Annotated in this window: 21 protein-coding genes; 11 read left to right on the plus strand and 10 right to left on the minus strand. The window is 63.4% G+C overall.

What is annotated here, in order from left to right; translation table 11 throughout:
* Positions 1–209: 209 nt before the first annotated feature.
* On the plus strand, positions 210–638 hold the full coding sequence (locus AC1D0N_RS28225; protein ID WP_477249492.1) for a GNAT family N-acetyltransferase: 429 nt from the start codon (positions 210–212) through the stop codon (positions 636–638).
* A gap of 54 nt (positions 639–692) precedes the next feature.
* Here the strand turns inward: AC1D0N_RS28225 and zapE are convergent, their stop codons facing one another.
* The 4 genes from zapE to AC1D0N_RS28245 all read right to left on the minus strand — a co-directional run bounded on the left by zapE (position 693) and on the right by AC1D0N_RS28245 (position 4,922).
* Positions 693–1,892 (minus strand): cell division protein ZapE, encoded by a 1,200-nt coding sequence (zapE, locus tag AC1D0N_RS28230; protein WP_477249493.1) that lies wholly within the window; start codon positions 1,890–1,892, stop codon positions 693–695.
* 187 nt (positions 1,893–2,079) lie between these two features.
* On the minus strand, positions 2,080–2,619 hold the full coding sequence (locus AC1D0N_RS28235) for a protease inhibitor Inh/omp19 family protein (RefSeq protein ID WP_477249495.1): 540 nt from the start codon (positions 2,617–2,619) through the stop codon (positions 2,080–2,082).
* A gap of 188 nt (positions 2,620–2,807) precedes the next feature.
* The gene (locus tag AC1D0N_RS28240) at positions 2,808–4,235 is read right to left on the minus strand and encodes a hypothetical protein (protein ID WP_477249497.1); all 1,428 of its coding nucleotides are present in this window, start codon (positions 4,233–4,235) and stop codon (positions 2,808–2,810) included.
* Between the two features lie 75 nt (positions 4,236–4,310).
* Positions 4,311–4,922 carry a gamma-glutamylcyclotransferase gene (locus AC1D0N_RS28245; RefSeq protein ID WP_477249499.1) on the minus strand — a complete coding sequence of 204 codons (612 nt, stop codon included), beginning with the start codon at positions 4,920–4,922 and terminating at the stop codon, positions 4,311–4,313.
* Between the two features lie 374 nt (positions 4,923–5,296).
* Between AC1D0N_RS28245 and AC1D0N_RS28250 the strand changes: the two genes are divergently transcribed.
* The 9 genes from AC1D0N_RS28250 to AC1D0N_RS28290 all read left to right on the plus strand — a co-directional run bounded on the left by AC1D0N_RS28250 (position 5,297) and on the right by AC1D0N_RS28290 (position 13,230).
* A complete protein-coding gene (locus tag AC1D0N_RS28250) occupies positions 5,297–6,316 on the plus strand; it encodes an MBL fold metallo-hydrolase (protein WP_477249501.1) in 1,020 nt (339 codons plus the stop codon).
* 73 nt (positions 6,317–6,389) lie between these two features.
* Entirely contained in the window at positions 6,390–6,956 is a 567-nt protein-coding gene (locus AC1D0N_RS28255; RefSeq protein WP_477249502.1) for a hypothetical protein, read from the plus strand.
* Between the two features lie 75 nt (positions 6,957–7,031).
* Entirely contained in the window at positions 7,032–7,193 is a 162-nt protein-coding gene (locus tag AC1D0N_RS28260) for a DUF1328 family protein (RefSeq protein ID WP_224669222.1), read from the plus strand.
* A gap of 73 nt (positions 7,194–7,266) precedes the next feature.
* On the plus strand, positions 7,267–8,151 hold the full coding sequence (dapF, locus tag AC1D0N_RS28265; protein WP_477249505.1) for a diaminopimelate epimerase: 885 nt from the start codon (positions 7,267–7,269) through the stop codon (positions 8,149–8,151).
* On the plus strand, positions 8,151–9,458 hold the full coding sequence (mtaB, locus tag AC1D0N_RS28270) for a tRNA (N(6)-L-threonylcarbamoyladenosine(37)-C(2))-methylthiotransferase MtaB (protein ID WP_477249506.1): 1,308 nt from the start codon (positions 8,151–8,153) through the stop codon (positions 9,456–9,458). The genes dapF and mtaB overlap by 1 nt, the downstream gene beginning before the upstream one ends.
* 12 nt (positions 9,459–9,470) lie before the next feature.
* Positions 9,471–11,300 (plus strand): signal recognition particle-docking protein FtsY, encoded by a 1,830-nt coding sequence (ftsY, locus tag AC1D0N_RS28275; RefSeq protein ID WP_477249508.1) that lies wholly within the window; start codon positions 9,471–9,473, stop codon positions 11,298–11,300.
* Positions 11,301–11,360: 60 nt separating this feature from the next.
* Complete coding sequence (locus AC1D0N_RS28280) at positions 11,361–12,023, plus strand: septation protein A (RefSeq protein ID WP_477249585.1); 663 nt, start codon at positions 11,361–11,363, stop codon at positions 12,021–12,023.
* Positions 12,024–12,035: 12 nt separating this feature from the next.
* Complete coding sequence (locus AC1D0N_RS28285) at positions 12,036–12,656, plus strand: pyridoxamine 5'-phosphate oxidase family protein (protein WP_477249509.1); 621 nt, start codon at positions 12,036–12,038, stop codon at positions 12,654–12,656.
* 40 nt (positions 12,657–12,696) lie between these two features.
* On the plus strand, positions 12,697–13,230 hold the full coding sequence (locus AC1D0N_RS28290; protein WP_477249511.1) for an NADPH-dependent FMN reductase: 534 nt from the start codon (positions 12,697–12,699) through the stop codon (positions 13,228–13,230).
* A gap of 124 nt (positions 13,231–13,354) precedes the next feature.
* Here the strand turns inward: AC1D0N_RS28290 and AC1D0N_RS28295 are convergent, their stop codons facing one another.
* Together AC1D0N_RS28295 and AC1D0N_RS28300 are read right to left on the minus strand one after the other, a co-directional pair.
* A complete protein-coding gene (locus AC1D0N_RS28295) occupies positions 13,355–13,564 on the minus strand; it encodes a tautomerase family protein (RefSeq protein ID WP_477249512.1) in 210 nt (69 codons plus the stop codon).
* Between the two features lie 33 nt (positions 13,565–13,597).
* Positions 13,598–14,518, minus strand: coding sequence for an SMP-30/gluconolactonase/LRE family protein (locus AC1D0N_RS28300; protein WP_477249513.1), 921 nt, complete (start codon positions 14,516–14,518; stop codon positions 13,598–13,600).
* A gap of 284 nt (positions 14,519–14,802) precedes the next feature.
* On the opposite strand from AC1D0N_RS28300, the gene AC1D0N_RS28305 reads away from it, so the two are divergent.
* A complete protein-coding gene (locus AC1D0N_RS28305; protein WP_477249514.1) occupies positions 14,803–14,970 on the plus strand; it encodes a hypothetical protein in 168 nt (55 codons plus the stop codon).
* A 264-nt stretch (positions 14,971–15,234) separates the two neighbouring features.
* Here AC1D0N_RS28305 and AC1D0N_RS28310 read toward each other — a convergent pair whose 3' ends face one another.
* From AC1D0N_RS28310 to ccmA, 4 genes are all read right to left on the minus strand, one after another.
* On the minus strand, positions 15,235–15,813 hold the full coding sequence (locus AC1D0N_RS28310) for a DsbE family thiol:disulfide interchange protein (RefSeq protein WP_477249516.1): 579 nt from the start codon (positions 15,811–15,813) through the stop codon (positions 15,235–15,237).
* On the minus strand, positions 15,810–15,977 hold the full coding sequence (gene ccmD, locus AC1D0N_RS28315) for a heme exporter protein CcmD (RefSeq protein ID WP_477249518.1): 168 nt from the start codon (positions 15,975–15,977) through the stop codon (positions 15,810–15,812). The genes AC1D0N_RS28310 and ccmD overlap by 4 nt, the downstream gene beginning before the upstream one ends.
* A gap of 114 nt (positions 15,978–16,091) precedes the next feature.
* Entirely contained in the window at positions 16,092–16,757 is a 666-nt protein-coding gene (gene ccmB, locus AC1D0N_RS28320; RefSeq protein ID WP_477249520.1) for a heme exporter protein CcmB, read from the minus strand.
* 61 nt (positions 16,758–16,818) lie between these two features.
* Positions 16,819–17,478, minus strand: coding sequence for a heme ABC exporter ATP-binding protein CcmA (ccmA, locus tag AC1D0N_RS28325; RefSeq protein WP_477249522.1), 660 nt, complete (start codon positions 17,476–17,478; stop codon positions 16,819–16,821).
* Positions 17,479–17,562: the final 84 nt, after the last annotated feature.

Here is a 17,562-nt window from a genome sequence, read left to right on the forward strand (position 1 = left end):
GGATGTTTTCCCTTTGTCGGTGACGGCGCCGAACGGCGTCGAAGAAGAGCCGGAATGCTGCGGGGAACCGCGAATTTTCGCCGCACCCAATAGCCTTGGTGGAGAAAATATTCAAACGATTATTTTCGAGTGAATAATTTCAATCGGTTAGAAACATTGGGATTTACGTAAACGTCAAAGTTTGTAAGCTGACTTGGGGGATTTTGCACATGACTGTGGAAATCAGAAGGCTGTTTCCGGGCGATGACGTCGTTTTGATGCAAGTCGCCGAAGATGTGTTCGACGAACCGGTGCAGGCTGACAGGCTGGCCGCCTATCTCGCCATGCCGGGTCACTTCATGATCGTGGCCATGGCCGAAAGTGTCGTCGTCGGCCAATGCGCCGCCGTCATCCACCGCCACCCGGACAAGGTCAGCGAACTCTACATAGACGAGGTCGGCGTCTCGCCCACCTTGCAGCGCCAGGGCATCGCCCGAAAAATGCTCGACGCCATGTTCGCACTCGGCCGCGAGCATGGCTGTGGGGAAGCATGGGTTGGCACCGAGCCCGATAATGTTGCGGCGCGGGCGCTCTATGATACGCGCAAGGAGCCGCATGGGCCGGCGGAGGAGTTTGTGATGTATGTGTTTGAACTTTAGAGACTGGCCGAAAGCTTCCCCAACTCCGCCCTAGGATGACGAATGCGTGGTGGGCTAGGCCTGCGCCTGCTGCACTTCGGCCGTCGCCTTCGCCTTGTGCCGCTCCGCCCAGTCTTCCAGCCAGTCGCGGCTCTGCATCTCGATCAATCTCGACGCAGTCCGCTCGAATTCGAACACCTCGACGCCGCGCTTGGCGGTGTAGAGCAGCTGTGGCTGTGCCGCGGCACTCACCACCAGCCGCACGTGATGGTCGTAGAGCGTGTCGATTAACAGGATGAAGCGTTTGGCCTCGTTGCGCCGGCCTTCGCCGAGCACCGGCACATGGTCGATGAAGATGGTCGAGAAGCGGTTGGCAATGGCCAGGAAATCGCGGGCGCCGAGCGGCTTTTCGCACAGATCGGCGAAGGAAAACCGCGCCGCCGCGCCGGCCGCGCGTGGCACCACAACGTGCCGGCCCTTCACCGTCAGCGTCGTCTCGACCGTCGGCGCGCCATGCGTCATCGCTTCCCAGGCGTCGTCGAGCGTCCGCTCGGCGGCGGCATCGTCGGGAGTGACATAGACCGGCGTACGCGCCAGTTTTTCCAGGCGGTAATCCTTGTCGGCATCCAGCGACAGCACATGCGTCTGCCGTTCGAGAATGCCGATGAAGGGCAAGAACAGCTGGCGGTTCAGCCCGTCGCGATAGAGATCCTGCGGCGCGACATTGGAGGTGGCGACCAGCACCACGCCATTGGCAAACAACGCCGAGAACAGCCTGGACAGGATCATCGCATCGGCGATGTCGGTGACCGAAAACTCGTCGAAGCACAGCACCCAGGCCTGCTCGGCCAGGGCGCGCGCCACCGGCGGGATCGGATCGTCCTCCTTGACGTCGCCGTTCTTGCGCGCCGCCCGGTGCTTCTGGATGCGGTCCTGCACGTCGGCCATGAAGTCGTTGAAATGCACCCGGCGCTTGCGCCGCACCGGCAGCAGCTCGAAGAACATGCCCATCAACATGGTCTTGCCGCGGCCGACGCCGCCATGGATGTAGAGGCCCTTGACCGGCTCATGCGTTTCGCGCTTGCGGGCGAACAGCCAGCCCAGCGCACTCGATTTGTGCGCCAGCCGCTTGGCCGAAATCTCGTCGGTCAGCCGGTCGAGCGCGGCGGCGATCCGCATCTGCGCCGGGTCGCGTTCGATCGCGCCGGTCTCGACCAGATGGTCGTAGCGCTGCCTGACGGTCGCATGGGTCTGGAGGCCGTCACGCAGATGCATCGGTCACGTCGCTTAGTTTAAGCAGGTTGCTCCAGGAAGATCAGGGTGTGTTGAGATTCAGGTCAGGCCGAGCCGAGAATGGTGGCTCCCGAGAACCGGAGCGAAGCGTACTTAAGTACGTGAGCACCGGAAGCGCAGGAAGCCGCCGTTCGCAGGCCGGCCTCACCTGAATATCAGCATACCCTGCCTATCTTGTAAGCGAAATCGGCAAGCCGTTGGAAGTCTGGCCGTCGAATTTCGAGCCGCCCGAGGAATAGAGCCGCGCCAGCGTGCCGCCATTCTCGTCATAGAGCGTCAGCTGCTTGCCGGCGACGTTCCACGACTTGATGCCGTCGATGGGGGCCGGGCAGTGCAGCGGCCCGGCACGGAAGCCGGCGCCAAATTTGGTCTGCGGCGTCGCCACCTTGCAGCTCTGTCCGGAGACACTGGCGTTCCAGACGCCGGCGACGCTGGCCGCGGTCAGGTCGGTGGCGCCGGCCGGCGCCGATCCATCCGGCGGCAGCGAGGCGACCTGCGTGTTTGCCGGCGCGGTCGGGAATTGCGACGGGTCGGTGGCGCCGGGCGTCGCCGGCGGCGGCAGCTGGTTGCCGGTGACCTGGCCGGCGGGCGCAGGCTGCAGCGGCGCCGGCTGCTGATCGTCCATTGATGAAAAGCGCGAGGTCGAACAGCCGCTCGCAATGAGAGCGGCCAGCGATACGGCCAGCAGGCCGGTCTTCGAAAAATTCATGTCAACCTCCGTCGGATCCGGCTGGGGCTGCCGTCCGCACAATCTCACCCCCACCAAGACGGAGAAGGTGGCGAAATTTCAACCTGATATGGTTAAAATACGGTTTGCGGCAACATTTGTTGCAAATTTAACGCAATCATCCGGCCAAGGCGCGCCCGTCTGTCATCGGAACGTGACCCAAAGGTGCCCTAACGCGGCTCGAACCGGTACAGCGGCAGCGAAACCGGCATTGGCGGCCGCAGCAGGTCGGCGCATCGGCGGTCCAGCCTAAGCGCCAGCTGATGAGAGCGCCGCACTGCCGTCTTCCAATCGCCGGCCGTTTTCAGCAAGGCCAACGCATCCGCGGGACGGTCGGCTGCGATCATGAGATCGGCAGCAACGATGCGATCTTCCGGCGCGATGGCTTCGCCGGTCTTCAGCTTGCCGGCCAATCCAACCCACTGTTCCCAGGGGAAGGTCGCTGCGAGCAGACCCGGGCGAGGTGGCGGTTCGGCCCCATTGTCGAGCATGAAGGAGGCCAACATCACCCGGGCTAACGCCCTGTCTATGAATTCCCCCGCCGTTTCGCCCTGTATTTCGGAGATCAGAGCGTCGCTCAAATTGTGCTCACGGTCGCGGCGGCCAAGAACGTAGTCGATCCCGTCGAGCATGGCTGCCGTGACCGTATCGGGATAGTTGACCGGGTCGAGATGTTTTGCGGCAATCTGCGCGTTGATCGCCCCAGCCACCGCTGTGCCGAGGCTCAAATTGCCGGTCTGGTTCACGAGGGGCAGCAAGATCGCAGTTTGAGGAACATGGGCAATCAGCTGCCCGATCGAGCGGATGGCTGAGCCCAGATCGTTTTGACCGTCGAGCGCCCGCACCTCCGCTGGCTGTTTGGACATATCGAAGGAAGGGCGAAGATTGGCCAGGTTCAGGGCTTTGCGGATAAACCCTGTGCGGCCACTCTTGTCGGGACGTACCGCAGGTGGAAGCCTGTCGAGGTAAGCGACGTAGTCCGAGAGGTCGTCTTTGACTGCCCGCATCTCCAGAGCCATGGGCCAGATGCCCGCATCTTCCGCTCTTTTGGCAAGGCGCGATTTGGCCTCATCGTCAAGGTCCGCCAGCACCTGGGCAAGCCCCACGGAAGTCCTCGATGCGTCGAACTGGTCGGCGTCGGCAGCGCGCCAGCGCGCCAGTTCGCCCAGCAGCCAGTCGCCGCCGTCCTCGGTGACGAGCGCACGCAAGGCGGATTGGCCAAGCTGAGGCACAACCGACTTCGCGTTGCGCAGCGGCTGCAGGCCGGCAATCATCGCCGCCCGCTCAGGCGTTGTTGCATAGGCAAGTCTGAGTTCGCCAATCCGCAGCGGCGGATGGCTGCGTTTTTCCAGACCGGCCAGCAGCGCGGCACCCTCGGCATAGGCGAGGCCGCCATAGCGGATTTTCAGATACGCCGCGTCATCGCCAAAAGGGTCGCGCCAGAAATTCGGAAATACCGCTGGTTCAACAAGCAGGAAATCGCTCGCGTCCAGGATGGTTGGCGCATGGATACAGGCACCGTCGGGCTGCGTCTGCGCAACAGCCATCGACGGCGCGGACGCTATCCCGATGACCGCAAGAAAAGCCAGCCAGCGCATGGTGTGAACCCTCCGCCACGACAACATCGTACAAAATCCCCACAGACACCAGCAAGCTGGGCATTCGGTAGTGGGTCAGTTTGAAATTTCGAGGCTGATTCCGGCTGCGAGCCGTTCTGCGACAAGAGCCTGGAGTCGCCACAGGGATCGGTCGTGAATGCCCAGTTCCTCCAGCCGAAAAACCGTCTCTCTTAGATACTCTGCGCAAGAGCCCCAATGCCCTGCTGCCGTCGCAAGAACATCGGCTGCCGCATCAAGGGACACCTTGCCAGAATAATGTGGACTCTGTCGGTTTACGACGAAACCGAGCGCCCGGATCGGACCGTCGACAGTCTCAGCCGTCATCCAACGGGGCACATTTACCGATGGTTTGATCATCAATTCACGCCGAAACAAGGTGTCCAAGCTTGCCGCGACCTGTTCGGCAGGAAGCCTGAAAATCATACCCTTGCAGCTGCCGCCCCGATCAAGAGCAAGCATCAATCCGGGCTGGTCTCGCGTCCCTCGAAATCGCGCCACCCGAAAGCAGAACGCCCGGTGCCACCCTTGAACGGTGGCTATGCGACTTTCGACGAACTCACAGGCAGGTTTCCAGAGCAGGGAGCCATATCCAAAGAGCCAAATGTCACCCTCTGGCGTGTTCGTCAGGACGTTATGTATTGCGATGACATAATCCTCATCGGTCATGTAGACCGCGCCTGGAGTCGGCCCCGCATCCTCAACCACGCGAGCGGCCCGAGCCACAAGCTCCGCTGTGAGCGCCATCTGCTGAACGACTCTAGGCACAACTGACCGCCCCGAAAGGTTCTCTGAGCGGAGATGCGTTTCTCTTGGCACTCGCGCTTTGCCGGGTTGGATCGCGCCGACGCTTGGGGTGTTTCGTCATGCCGGGAGTATGCCACTCTTGCCGAGCACCTCCAACGCCCCTCAAGAGCGGGAAATTTCAAAACTGACCCACTACCGGGCATACCGGCTTGCTGGTGTCTGGCCGCTGCCCGGTATTGCGCCAAAGGCCCGCGTCCCTATGTTTGCTGAGACTGAAACCTGCCGGAGCCGAAAAATTGGCAGCCAGAAAGAAAGCCGCCAACCGCTATTACAGCGGTCCGCCAAGCGATCATTTCGACGGCACTCTGTTCTTCAACCCCGACGGCAAGCCGCCCGGCCGTTTTTCCGATCTGTTGAAATGGCAATTGAGCGGCGAGCGCTCGAAATGGCCGGCGGCCAACCCGAGCCCGTTTGAACCGGCAAGACCGGCGGAGCGGATCGCCGGTTCCGAGTTGCGGCTCACCATGGTCGGCCATTCCACGCTGCTCATCCAGACCGCCGGGTTGAACATCCTCACCGATCCGGTCTGGTCGCCGCGCGTCTCGCCGCTGTCCTTTGCCGGGCCGAAGCGCGTCAATGCGCCGGGCATCGCCTTTTCCCAGCTGCCGCCGATCGACCTCGTCCTGGTCAGCCACAACCATTATGACCATCTCGACCTCACCACGCTGCAGCGGCTGCAGGCGAAACACGACCCGCTGCTGCTGACGCCGCTCGGCAACGACGCCATCATCGACGATGCCATATCAGGCATGCGGCTGTCGGCGCATGACTGGGGCGACCGCATCGATCTCGGCAACGGCGTCGCCATCCATGTCGAGCCGGTGCATCACTGGTCGGCACGCGGCGCGCGTGACCGGCGCATGGCGCTGTGGGCCGGTTTTGTCATCGAGACGCCTAATGCAAAGGTCTATTTCGCCGGCGACACCGGCTTTCATGGCGGCGCCAACTACCGGCTGATGGCCGAAAAACATGGCGGCTTCCGCCTCGCCATCCTGCCGATCGGCGCCTATGAGCCGCGCTGGTTCATGGCGCCGCAGCACCAGAACCCGGAGGAGGCGGTGCAAGGCATGACATTGTGCAACGCCGCCTACGCCGCCGGCTGCCACTGGGGCACGTTCCATCTGACCGACGAACCGATCGACGAGCCGGTGAGGAAACTGGTCGAGGCGCTCGACGATCAAGGGATTTCTCAAGAGCGCTTTCGCGCCTTGCGCCCGGGCGAGATCTGGGACGTGCCGGAGATCGAGCCCGGCTGAGGTCTGCATTTGGCCGTTTACGGCACTGCCGTTTTCGTTGATGGTCCCCCCTCAACCGGCGTAGGGGAATCATATGAAATCAATCCTGGCAGTTCTGATGGCGCTGGTGATTTCGGCACCGGCTGCTTTCGCAGGCGAAATCAGCGATCGCGCAACAGAGGCCGAAAAGGCGCTGCAGTCGGGTGACGGCGCCGGCGCGCTGGAAAAATTCCGCAGCGCCGAGGACGCTCTGTGGCAAGCGATGCCGCTTGGCGTGCAGAATGTCAGGCAGATCGACACGGCGAGCGGCTTTGGCATCTATAGCGAGCGCGCCAACCACATCTACAAGCCTGGCGAGAAGATCATCCTGTACATGGAGCCTGTTGGCTATGGTTACGGCTCGGACGGCCTCGGCAACAGCTTGATCGCGCTTTCCGTCGACATCACCGTTGTTTCCGAGGCGGGCGAGACTCTCGGCACGATGGAGAAGGTCGGTCGCATTCAGGTCGCTTCGCGCTCGCACAACCGCGAACTGTTCTTCAAACTCGACCTCTCCCTCGATGGCCTGCCGCCCGGCAAATACCGGTGCGATTTCGTCATGCACGATGAGAATTCGAGCAAGACGGCGCCCTTCACCACCGATATCGAGATCGCCGGCTAGACAAGAGCCAAGGGAACCGCCGGCCTCGCAACCGCGTTTATCGACAGTTTCAAACTGGGCTGTGAGGCATTTCCCATGATCAAATGGATCATCATTCTGCTGATTGTCGCGGCTGCGGCGAGCCTGCTCGGCATGCCGGCCCTGGCCGGAGCCGCCGCAACCGGCGCCCGGGTGCTGATCGGCATCGTTCTGATCGTCTTCCTGCTGATCGTGCTCGGGGTCTTTGCGATAACCTAAGAGCAGCGCGGACTGGTAATTTCGGCCGGTATCCGCCATATAGGCGCCAAACCGGCAAGAGACCTTTCGACCCATGGCAAGTGCTGCCCCTTTCGCCAAGATGAACGGCATCGGCAACGAGATCATCGTTGCCGACATGCGCGGCCGTGCCGATCGCGTGACGGCGCCGGCTGCCGTGGCGCTGAATGCCGACGCAGCGACCAAGTTCGATCAGATCATGGCGATCCATGACGCCAGGACGGCGGGCACCGCTTATTACATCGACATATTGAATTCCGACGGCTCCGGGGCGCAGGCCTGCGGCAACGGCATGCGCTGCGTCGTCCAGGCGCTCGCCGCCGAGACCGGCCAGAAGACTTTCACCTTCGAGACCCGTGCCGGCATCCTCAACGCCATAGAGCATACCGATGGTACGATCTCGGTCGACATGGGCATGCCACGCTTCGGCTGGCAGGATATCCCGCTGGCTGAGGAATTCCGCGACACCCGCATGATCGAGCTGCAGATCGGCCCGATCGACGCGCCGGTGCTGCATTCGCCCTCGGTGGTGTCGATGGGCAACCCGCACGCCATCTTCTGGGTCGACCAGGACGTCTGGTCCTATGAGCTCGACCGTTTCGGCCCGCTGCTCGAGAACCACCCGATGTTCCCCGAGCGCGCCAACATTACGCTGGCGCAGGTGACCTCGCCCGACACGATGATCATCCGCACCTGGGAACGCGGCGCCGGCCTGACCAAGGCCTGCGGCTCGGCCGCTTGCGCCTCGGTGGTTGCCGCGGCCCGCACCAGGCGCACCGGCCGCAGCGTCACATTGATGACCCCCGGCGGCGGCTCGCTGCATGTCGAATGGCGCGACGACGATCATGTCATCCTCACCGGTGCCGCCGAATGGGAATTTTCCGGCAGTTTCGACCCGTCGACCGGCCTCTGGGCCCGCGACACCGAAAGCGCCGCCTGATGGCACCCCTCTCCATGGGTCCCAAGGGTATTGATGTCGTTACCTTCGGCTGCCGGCTGAACACCTATGAATCCGAAGTGATGCGGCGCGAAGCGGAAAGCGCCGGCCTCGGCGCGCTCGAAGGCGGCGCCATCATCTTCAACACCTGCGCCGTCACATCAGAAGCCGTGCGCCAGGCCAAGCAGTCGATCCGCAAAGCCCGCCGCGAAAACCCTGGGGCGCGCATCATCGTCACCGGCTGCGCCGCGCAGACCGAGCCTGACAATTTCGTCGCCATGGACGAGGTCGATCTCGTGCTTGGCAATGAGGAGAAGCTGAAGGCGCATTCCTATCGCGCGCTGCCGGATTTCGGCGTCAACGACACCGAAAAGGCCCGCGTCAACGACATCTTTTCCGTGCGTGAGACCGCTGGCCACATGGTTGACGCCATCGAGGGCAGGGCACGCGCCTTCGTCCAGGTGCAGAATGGCTGCGATCACCGCTGCACCTTCTGCATCATTCCCTATGGCCGCGGCAATTCGCGCTCGGTGCCGATGGGCGCCGTTGTCGAGCAGGTCAAGCGTTTGAGCGGCAATGGCTATGCCGAGATCGTGCTGACCGGCGTCGACATGACAAGTTTTGGCGCTGACCTGCCGGGTGCGCCAAAACTCGGCAGGCTGGTGAAAACCATTTTGAAGCAGGTGCCGGACGTGAAGCGCCTGCGGCTCTCCTCCATCGATTCGATCGAGGCCGACGACGATCTGCTCGACGCTATCGCCACCGAGAAGCGGCTGATGCCACATCTGCATCTGTCGCTGCAGTCTGGCGACGACATGATCCTGAAGCGCATGAAGCGCCGGCATCTGCGCGATCAGTCGATCCGCTTCTGCGAGGATGTGCGCAAATTGCGCCCTGCAATCGTCTTTGGCGCCGACATCATCGCCGGCTTCCCGACCGAAACCGACGCCATGTTCGAAAACTCGGAAAAGATCGTCGAGGAATGCGGTCTGACGCATCTCCACGTCTTCCCGTTCAGCCCCCGCGAAGGCACGCCCGCAGCGCGCATGCCGCAGCTGCGGCGCGAGGTGGTCAAGCAGCGCGCCGCTAGGCTGCGCGCCGCCGGAGAGGCCGCCTATCGCCGCCATCTCACTTCGCTTGCCGGGACCCGCCAGTCGATCCTGGTCGAGCGCGACGGCCTCGGCCGCACCGAAGGCTTCACATTGGCCGCTGTCCCCACGGGCTCGCCGGGCGACATCGTCGAGGCCTATATTTCCGGCCATGACGGCGCCCGCCTGATCGCCGCGCCGCTTAGCGCCCGCGCCGCCTGAGAAACGCAAAGCATGGCTGGTTTTTTCAAGAAGATATTTTCGTTCGGCAAGAAGGAAGTGGTCGAGGAGCGGGTCGACGAGACCGCGCCGCAGCCGCCGATCAAATGGGAAGCGCTTGACGCGCTGAAGCCGGCGGCTGAACAGGCGCTGCCGGAATATTTGAAGCGCGACGAGGCTGAGGCGGAGGTCGCGCTGGCGCCCCAGCCGGAGCACGAGGAGCCGAGGCCAGAGCCGACCATCCCGCCTGCGCCGGAGCCGACCGTTCCGTCCGGGCCAGAACCTCTGCCGGAGCCTGAGCCTGTAGAGGAGCCGGCTCCCGAGTCGCCGACACCCGAAATTCCTGCACCGCCTGCCGTTCCGGAGCCCTCGCCCGAACCGACCCCGTCCATTCCATTGGAGCCGGAGATCCAGCCGGAGCCTGCTCCGGCCGAGGAACCGCAGCCGCCGGAAGCACCTGCTGAGGAGCCGGCTCCGGTGGAAATCCCGGTCGCGCCTGTGGTGCCGGAGCCTGAACCCGAACCGCAGGAAATTCCGCAGCCCGAGCCGAAGCAGCCGGAGCCAGCACCTGTCGAAGTGCCAACACCTGCCGAGGTGCCGGCCGAAGCGCCGGCGCCGATCGAGGTGCCACAACCGGCCTCGCCTTCCACGCAGCCAACGGCGGTGGCCGCGCCAGCGCCCCACCCTCCCCTTGATGGGGAGGGTCGACGCGAAGCGGCGGGGTGGGGTGACAGCGCCGGCGCCAGTCACCCCCGAGCTGCGCTCGGGACCTCCCCCATCGAGGGGGAGGTAAAGCCAGCGCCCGCCCCGCTACTGGTGCCGCAACCTGCTCCCGAACCAAAGCCTGCGCCGTCCGTCGGCAAGGTGACCGTCACCAAGAAGGTCGAGCAGAAGGCCGAACCGCAGAAGGCACCGGAACCGGCACCGAGACGCTCATGGTTCCAGCGCATGAAGGACGGGCTTGCCCGTTCTTCCAAGGAGCTGACCGGCAACATTGCCGGCGTCTTCACCAAGCGCAAGCTGGATGAAGAGACGCTGCAGGATCTGGAAGACGTGCTGATCCGCGCCGACCTTGGCATGGAAACCGCCCTGCGCGTCACCGATGCGCTGGCTGCCAGCCGCTACGGCAAGGACGTCTCCGACGCCGAAGTCCGCGCCATCATGGCGACCGAGGTAGAGAAGGTGCTCACCCACGTCGCCATGCCGCTGGAGCTCGACCTCAGCCACAAGCCGCATGTCATTCTGGTTGTCGGCGTCAACGGCACCGGAAAAACCACCACCATCGGCAAGCTGGCAGCCAAGCTAACCGATGGCGGCCTGTCGGTGATGCTTGCCGCCGGCGACACGTTTCGCGCCGCCGCCATCGAACAGCTGAAGATCTGGGGCGAGCGCACGAAATCGCCGGTCATCGCCTCCAAGATCGGCGCCGATGCCGCAGGCCTTGCCTATGACGCCTTCGAGCGGGCCAAGGAGGCCGGCTCCGACGTGCTGATCATCGACACTGCCGGCCGGCTGCAAAACAAGACCGAATTGATGGCGGAACTCGAAAAGATCGTCCGCGTGCTGGGCAAGCTCGATCCGGAAGCGCCGCACACGGTGCTGCAGACGGTCGACGCCACCACCGGCCAGAATGCGCTGAACCAGGTCGAGATCTTCCGCAACATTGCCGGCGTCAACGGCCTGGTGATGACCAAGCTGGACGGCACGGCACGTGGCGGTATTCTGGTGGCGATCGCGGCAAAGCACAAATTGCCGGTCTATTTCATCGGCGTCGGCGAACAGGTCGACGACCTCGAACCCTTTTCAGCCAGCGAATTCGCCAGGGCGATCGCGGGCGTAGCATAGCAGGCACGATCTCCAGGAGCTGCAGGCTTTTTGGACAAGATCATGCGTCAGAAGGAAATCATGAACCCGCCCATCCTCGAACGCGACCCGTCCGACCCGCAGAAGAAGAAGGAGAGCGTCAACCCGCTGCTCAAGCTGGTGCTGGAACTCGGCCCGTTGATGGTGTTCTTCTTCGCCAATGCGCGCGGCGCCTGGCTGGTGCAGAAATTCCCTGTTTTGGCCGAACTCGGCGGACCGATCTTCGTCGCCACCGGCCTGTTCATGGCCGCCACCGCGATCGCCTTGATCGCCTCCTGGCTGCTGTTGCGCACCTTGCCTATCATGCCGATGGTGTCGGGCGTCGTCGTCCTCATCTTCGGTGCGCTGACGCTCTATCTGCAGGACGACATCTTCATCAAGATGAAGCCGACCATCGTCAACACGCTGTTCGGCGGCGCGCTGCTCGGCGGCCTGTTCTTCGGCAAGTCGCTGCTCGGCTACGTCTTCGATTCCGCCTTCAGCCTCGATGCCGAAGGCTGGCGCAAACTCACCTTCCGCTGGGGGCTGTTCTTCCTGTTCCTGGCACTCGTCAACGAAGTGGTCTGGCGGAATTTTTCCACCGACGCCTGGGTTACCTTCAAGGTCTGGGGCATCATGCCGATCACGCTTCTGTTCACCTTCAGCCAGATGCCGCTGATCCTGCGCCATTCGCTGGAGGACAAGACCGGAGAGGCCGGCAAGTAGGGAGATGCGGCTATGGAGTTTGTCACTTCGCGCGACCAGCTGAGGACGATCTACAAGACGCCGCGGCCGACCGACGGCTCCATCCGCAAGGAACTGAAGGCGCTCGACGGCCACTGCCGTTCCTTCATCGGCAAGAGCCCGTTCGTGCTGATCGGCTCGTCCGACGGCGCCGGCAATGCCGACGTGACGCCCAAGGGCGACAGGCCCGGTTTCGCCGCGGTGCTCGACGACAACACCATCGCCATCCCCGACCGCCCAGGAAACAACCGGCTCGACACGCTGGAGAACATCCTTCTCAACCCTTCGGTCGGGCTGCTCTTTCTCATCCCGGGTATGAACGAGACGCTGCGCGTCAACGGCGACGCCCGCATCACCGTCGATGCCGGTTTGCGCGAGCGGCTGGCGGTCGACGGGAAGGAGCCGCAGAGCATCGTCGTGGTGACGGTCAAAGCTGCCTACATGCATTGCGCCAAGGCTTTTATGCGCTCGGATCTGTGGAAGCCGGAGACTTGGCATGACCGCGCGACGCTGCCGACGCTAGGCCAGATCCTGCGCGACCAGCTGGCGGTTGCCGATTCGGCAGAGGCGACCGACCGCCGGCTCGACGAGGAATACAAGCAGACGATGTGGTAGGTTTTCCGGACACGATTCGCTCGCATACGGCTCGCCTCCCTTGATCGAAATCTTCGCCCTTTCTGGCAGCCTGCGCGCCGCCTCCACCAATTCGGCGCTGATCGCGGCGCTGGCGCAAAACGCACCGTCCGGCTGCCGCGTCAGCGTCTATGACGGGCTTGGCCGCTTGCCGATCTTCAACCCCGACGACGAAGGTGAGCGGACGCCGCAGGAGGCTTCCCGGCTGATCGACGCCGTCACCCGCGCCGACGGCGTCATCATCTCCTGCCCGGAATACGCCCATGGCGTGCCAGGTGGCCTGAAGAATGCACTCGACTGGCTGGTGTCGCGCGACGCCGCCGTCGCCAAGCCGGCTATGCTGGCGCACGCCTCGCCACGCTCGCTGTTTGCCCGCACGGCGCTCGCCGAGATCATGCGGACGATGTCGTTTGCGCTCTACGAGGAAGCGGTGTGCGAAATCGCTTTGCTCGGCAAGAAGCCGCCGGAGGTGGAGGCTATCCTAGCGGAGCCGATGAACGTGCAGGCGATGCGCGACGCGCTGTCGGCGTTCGCAGAGTTTATCCGCGCGCGTTGAGGACGACGACCCACCACGCCTTCGTCATCCTTGGGCGAAGCAAGGAGCGAAGCGACGCGGCGCAGACCCTAGGATGACGAAGGAGAGAGGCTTCGGCCAATCTCCAACGTCAGCGATTGGCAGCCTACTTCTTGCTCCGCAGCGTCTCGACATCCGTCTTGCCGACATACCAGTCACGGGCGTTGACCTCCTCGAACACCACCCACACATCGTCATTGCCCAGTCCGGTGGCGTCCATGATGGCCGCCGTTACCTTTTTGGCGATGTCCGCCTTCTTGCCGGTCGGGTCGGCGGCAATCACCTCCTTGACGATACGGATGTTGACGAATGGCATGATGTCCTCCCCTTCGATTTTGTTGACGGCAGCTCAGTAGGTCTTGGCGCCGTTGACCATCAACCGCACCATATAGAGTGAGGTGGTGCCGGCGATGTACAGGCAGTTCAGCTTGTTGCCGCCGAACACGCAGTTGGCGACGACTTCCGGCACCTTGACCTTGCCGATCAGCGTCCCGTCGGGGTCGTAGCAATGGATGCCGTCGGCCGCACTGGTCCAGATGCGCCCGTCCGCATCGAGGCGAAAGCCGTCGAACAGGCCGGCGGTGCAGTCGGCAAAGACCTTGTCGCCCGACACTTTCTTGCCGCCCTTGCCGACATTGAACACCCGCATATGGGCCGGGTTCTTGGCGCCATGCGTGCGGCCTGTGTCGACGACATAGAGCTTGCTCTCGTCGAGCGAGAAGGCGAGCCCGTTGGGCCTGACCATGTCGGTGATGACGGCTTCGACCTCGCCGCTGTCGGGGTCGACGCGGTAGACATGGCAGGCGCCGATCTCGCTCTCGGCCTTGTCGCCCTCGTAGTCGGTGTCGATGCCGTAGCTCGGATCGGTGAACCAGATCGAGCCGTCGGATTTCACCACCGCGTCGTTCGGCGAGTTCAGCCTTTTGCCCTTCCATTTCGTGGCGATTGTGGTGACCGAGCCATCAAACTCGGTGCGGCTGACGCGGCGGCCCGAATGCTCGCAGGAGACCAGCCGGCCCTGCCGGTCGACGGTGTTGCCGTTGGAATTGCCGGACGGCTGACGAAAGACGCTGACATTGCCGTCGGTCTCGTCGTAGCGCAGCATGCGATTGTTGGGGATGTCGGACCAGACGACATAGCGCCCGGCGGCGAACCACGCCGGCCCTTCCGCCCACTGGCATCCCGTGAACAGCTTTTCCACTTGCGCGTTGGAATTGAACAGCCGCGCGAAACGCGGATCGAGAATTTCGTAATAGTCTGCGGCCGCCATGCTTTCCTCCGGGCACTACACAACGCGAGGGATCAAGCCAGCCCGTGAAACAGAAGGCAATGTGCGTCCGCACAGTGTCATGCAAAAAGGGCGGCCAGGACAGATGGCTTGCCGGCCTATTGCCTGCGCTTGGACGTTAGCGCCGCATTAACCGGCTATGCGCCCAGTGCAATGGTGCATTGCAACATCTTCTTTTTGCAACGCAGCGTAACTATGTCATGGTTCGTATCGATCAAGGGAGGAATAACTGCCGCAGCAATGCGGCGCTGAAAAGGAACCTTGCTATGATCATCGACAGCCTTATGACCCGCGCTCGTGCCAGCATTGCCAAGCGCAAGCACTACAACCGTCTCGTTGCGGAAATCGACAGCTTCTCCAGCCGCGACCTCGCCGACATGCGCGCCGACCGCTCGGAAATGCTCTATCAGGTCCACAAGCAGATCTACGGCTGAGTATTCGGCCGACCTATCACGTTCGTCATCCTTGGGCGTAGCGACGCGAAGCGGAGCGAAGACCCAAGGATCCATGCCGTGACTTTCGAGCACCGCAGCGGTGCAGAACACTTGTTCTGCGATGATCCGTGATTTGGCACGTTGAAGGCGCCTATTCTGGACGGTCGCATCCTTCGGCAAAGGTCGCGGCATGGATCCTAGGGTCTGCGCCGCGTCGCTTCGCTCCTTGCTTCGCCCTAGGATGACGAAGGCGAGTGAGCGCCGTCAGTTCGGCACCGCCAGCGCCTTTTCTATCTGTGGCAGCAAGAGATCTCTCGCCGACTCCGGCGTCAACGGGCCGACATGCTTGTAGGCAATCTTGCCGTCCTTGCCGATGACGAAGGTCTCCGGCACGCCGTAAACACCCCAGTCGATCGCGGTGCGGCCCGCCGCGTCGACACCGATCGCCTGGTACGGATTGCCGACTTCACCGAGGAACCGGCGCGCGTTTTCCGGCTGGTCCTTGTAGTTCAGCGCCGCCATGACAAAGCGCTTGTCCTGCGACAGCGCCAGCAGCACCGGATGTTCTTCCCGGCACGGCGCGCACCATGACGCGAAGACGTTGACCAGCGTCACCTTGCCGGCAAACGATTTTGACTCCAGCCCCGGCAGATTGATTCCTTCCAACGCCGGCAGGCTGGTCTGCGGCGCCGGCAGGCCGATCAGCGCCGACGGCACCTCCGAAACATCGCGTCCCGACAAAAGCTGCGCCAGGAACAGCCCGGCCAGCCCGAGGAAAATCAACAGCGGCAACAGCACGATCAGGCGGCGGCCACGTACCGGCGTTTCGTTGTCCATGCTCATGGCTTGGCGGCCTTGTCGGAGCGTCGCCGCACGCCGGCGGCTTCCAGTTCAGCAAGATCGCGCTTGCGCCCGCGCTGGTCGATGAGGATCCAGCCGATCAGCCCGGCCAGAACCACGGCCGTGATGGCATAGGCGGCCGTCACATACAGCGCATGCGCGCTCATGCGGCTCGCTCCGCCAGCGCGCAGCCTTCCAATCCGACCGTTTCGCCTTTTTCGATCATGCTTTTCCTTAGCCTCGCGCCAGCGGCTTCGCAATTGGCCGCCGCGCCGCAGCCTTCAATCCGTTCCATGCCGCAATGCCAGCGCCGCCGCCACCGGCCCCAGCACGGCAAGAAACAAGGTCAGCGCGGCAAGAATGAGGAAGGGCTGCAGGAACGGGTCGGGATCCGCCACCGCCCCATAGCTGGCCGCGACACCAAAGATCAGCACTGGAATGGTCAGCGGCAGCACCAGCACCGAGATCAGCAGCCCACCGCGCGGCAGCGCGACGGCCACCGCCGCACCGGCGGCACCAATGAAAGTGATGGCCGGTGTGCCGACGAGAAGCGTGAGCGCCGTGGCGCCGATGCTGACCGGCTCCATGTTCATGAACAGGCCGAGCAAGGGCGCGGCGATGACCAGCGGCAGCACGCTCCCGGCCCAATGCGCCAGGCATTTCGTCAGCACGGTCAGCGCCAGCATGTGGCGGTCGTTGCCGAGCACCAAGAGATCGAGCGAGCCGTCTTCGCGGTCGGCCTGGAACAAGCGATCGAGGCCGAGCAGGCAAGAGAGCAGCGCGCCGATCCACAGGATCGCCGGGCCGATACGGGCGAGCAGCTTCAGGTCCGGCCCGACGCCGAAAGGGATGGTGGCGATGACTGCGAGGAAGAAGATGACGCCAGTCAGCGCCCCGCCACCGGCGCGGATGTTGAGGCGGATCTCGCGCAGGAAGAGGGCTAGCACTTCACCCTCCCCCTTGTGGGGAGGGTCGGCGCGTAGCGCCGGGGTGGGGGAGCGGCGGTAATCATAAGAGACCCCCACCCCGCTCCGCTTCGCGGATCGACCCTCCCCACAAGGGGGAGGGTAAGCCCATCACCAACTCTTTCGCCCCCTCGATCCCCAGCGGCAGATGCGTTGCCGCGACAATCATCCCGCCCTCTTCACAATGCTTCGTCATCAGCGCGGCAAACCGCGCCTCCGAAGCCTTGTCCAGCCCCGCCGTCGGCTCGTCGAGCAGCCACAGCGGCCGATGACTGACCAGCAATTTCGCGATTGCCGCCCGCCGCCGTTGCCCGGTCGAGAGATAGCCGAACGGCAGATGGCCGATGCCGCCAAGCCCGACGGTTTCCAGCGCCTCTTCGACGCTCGCCACACCCGCACCCGAAAAATCCCGCCAGAAGCGCAGGTTTTCCGTCACGCTCAGCGCCGTCTTCATCGCGTTGAGGTGGCCGAGATAATGGCAGACCGCCGCGACCGTCGGAAAGTCCTCACCACCGCCCTCGATCGACACGCGGCCTTCCGCCACCGGCAGCAGCCCGGCGACGACCCGCAGCAGCGTCGATTTGCCAGAACCGTTCGGCCCGGTGACGATCAGCGCCTGACCTTGAGCAAGTGCGAAGTGGATGCCGGAAAACACCGTCTCGCCGCCGCGTTCACCGCCCAGATTTTCGGCAAGCAGCCGCATTCGTTCCCCTTCGGCTAAAGTCTAGGAGCGGCTTCGGTGCGCCGCAGCAAAAATGGCCAATCCGTGTCTAGAACTATTCCAGAA

Source organism: Mesorhizobium sp. P2_E10, from assembly GCF_056404235.1.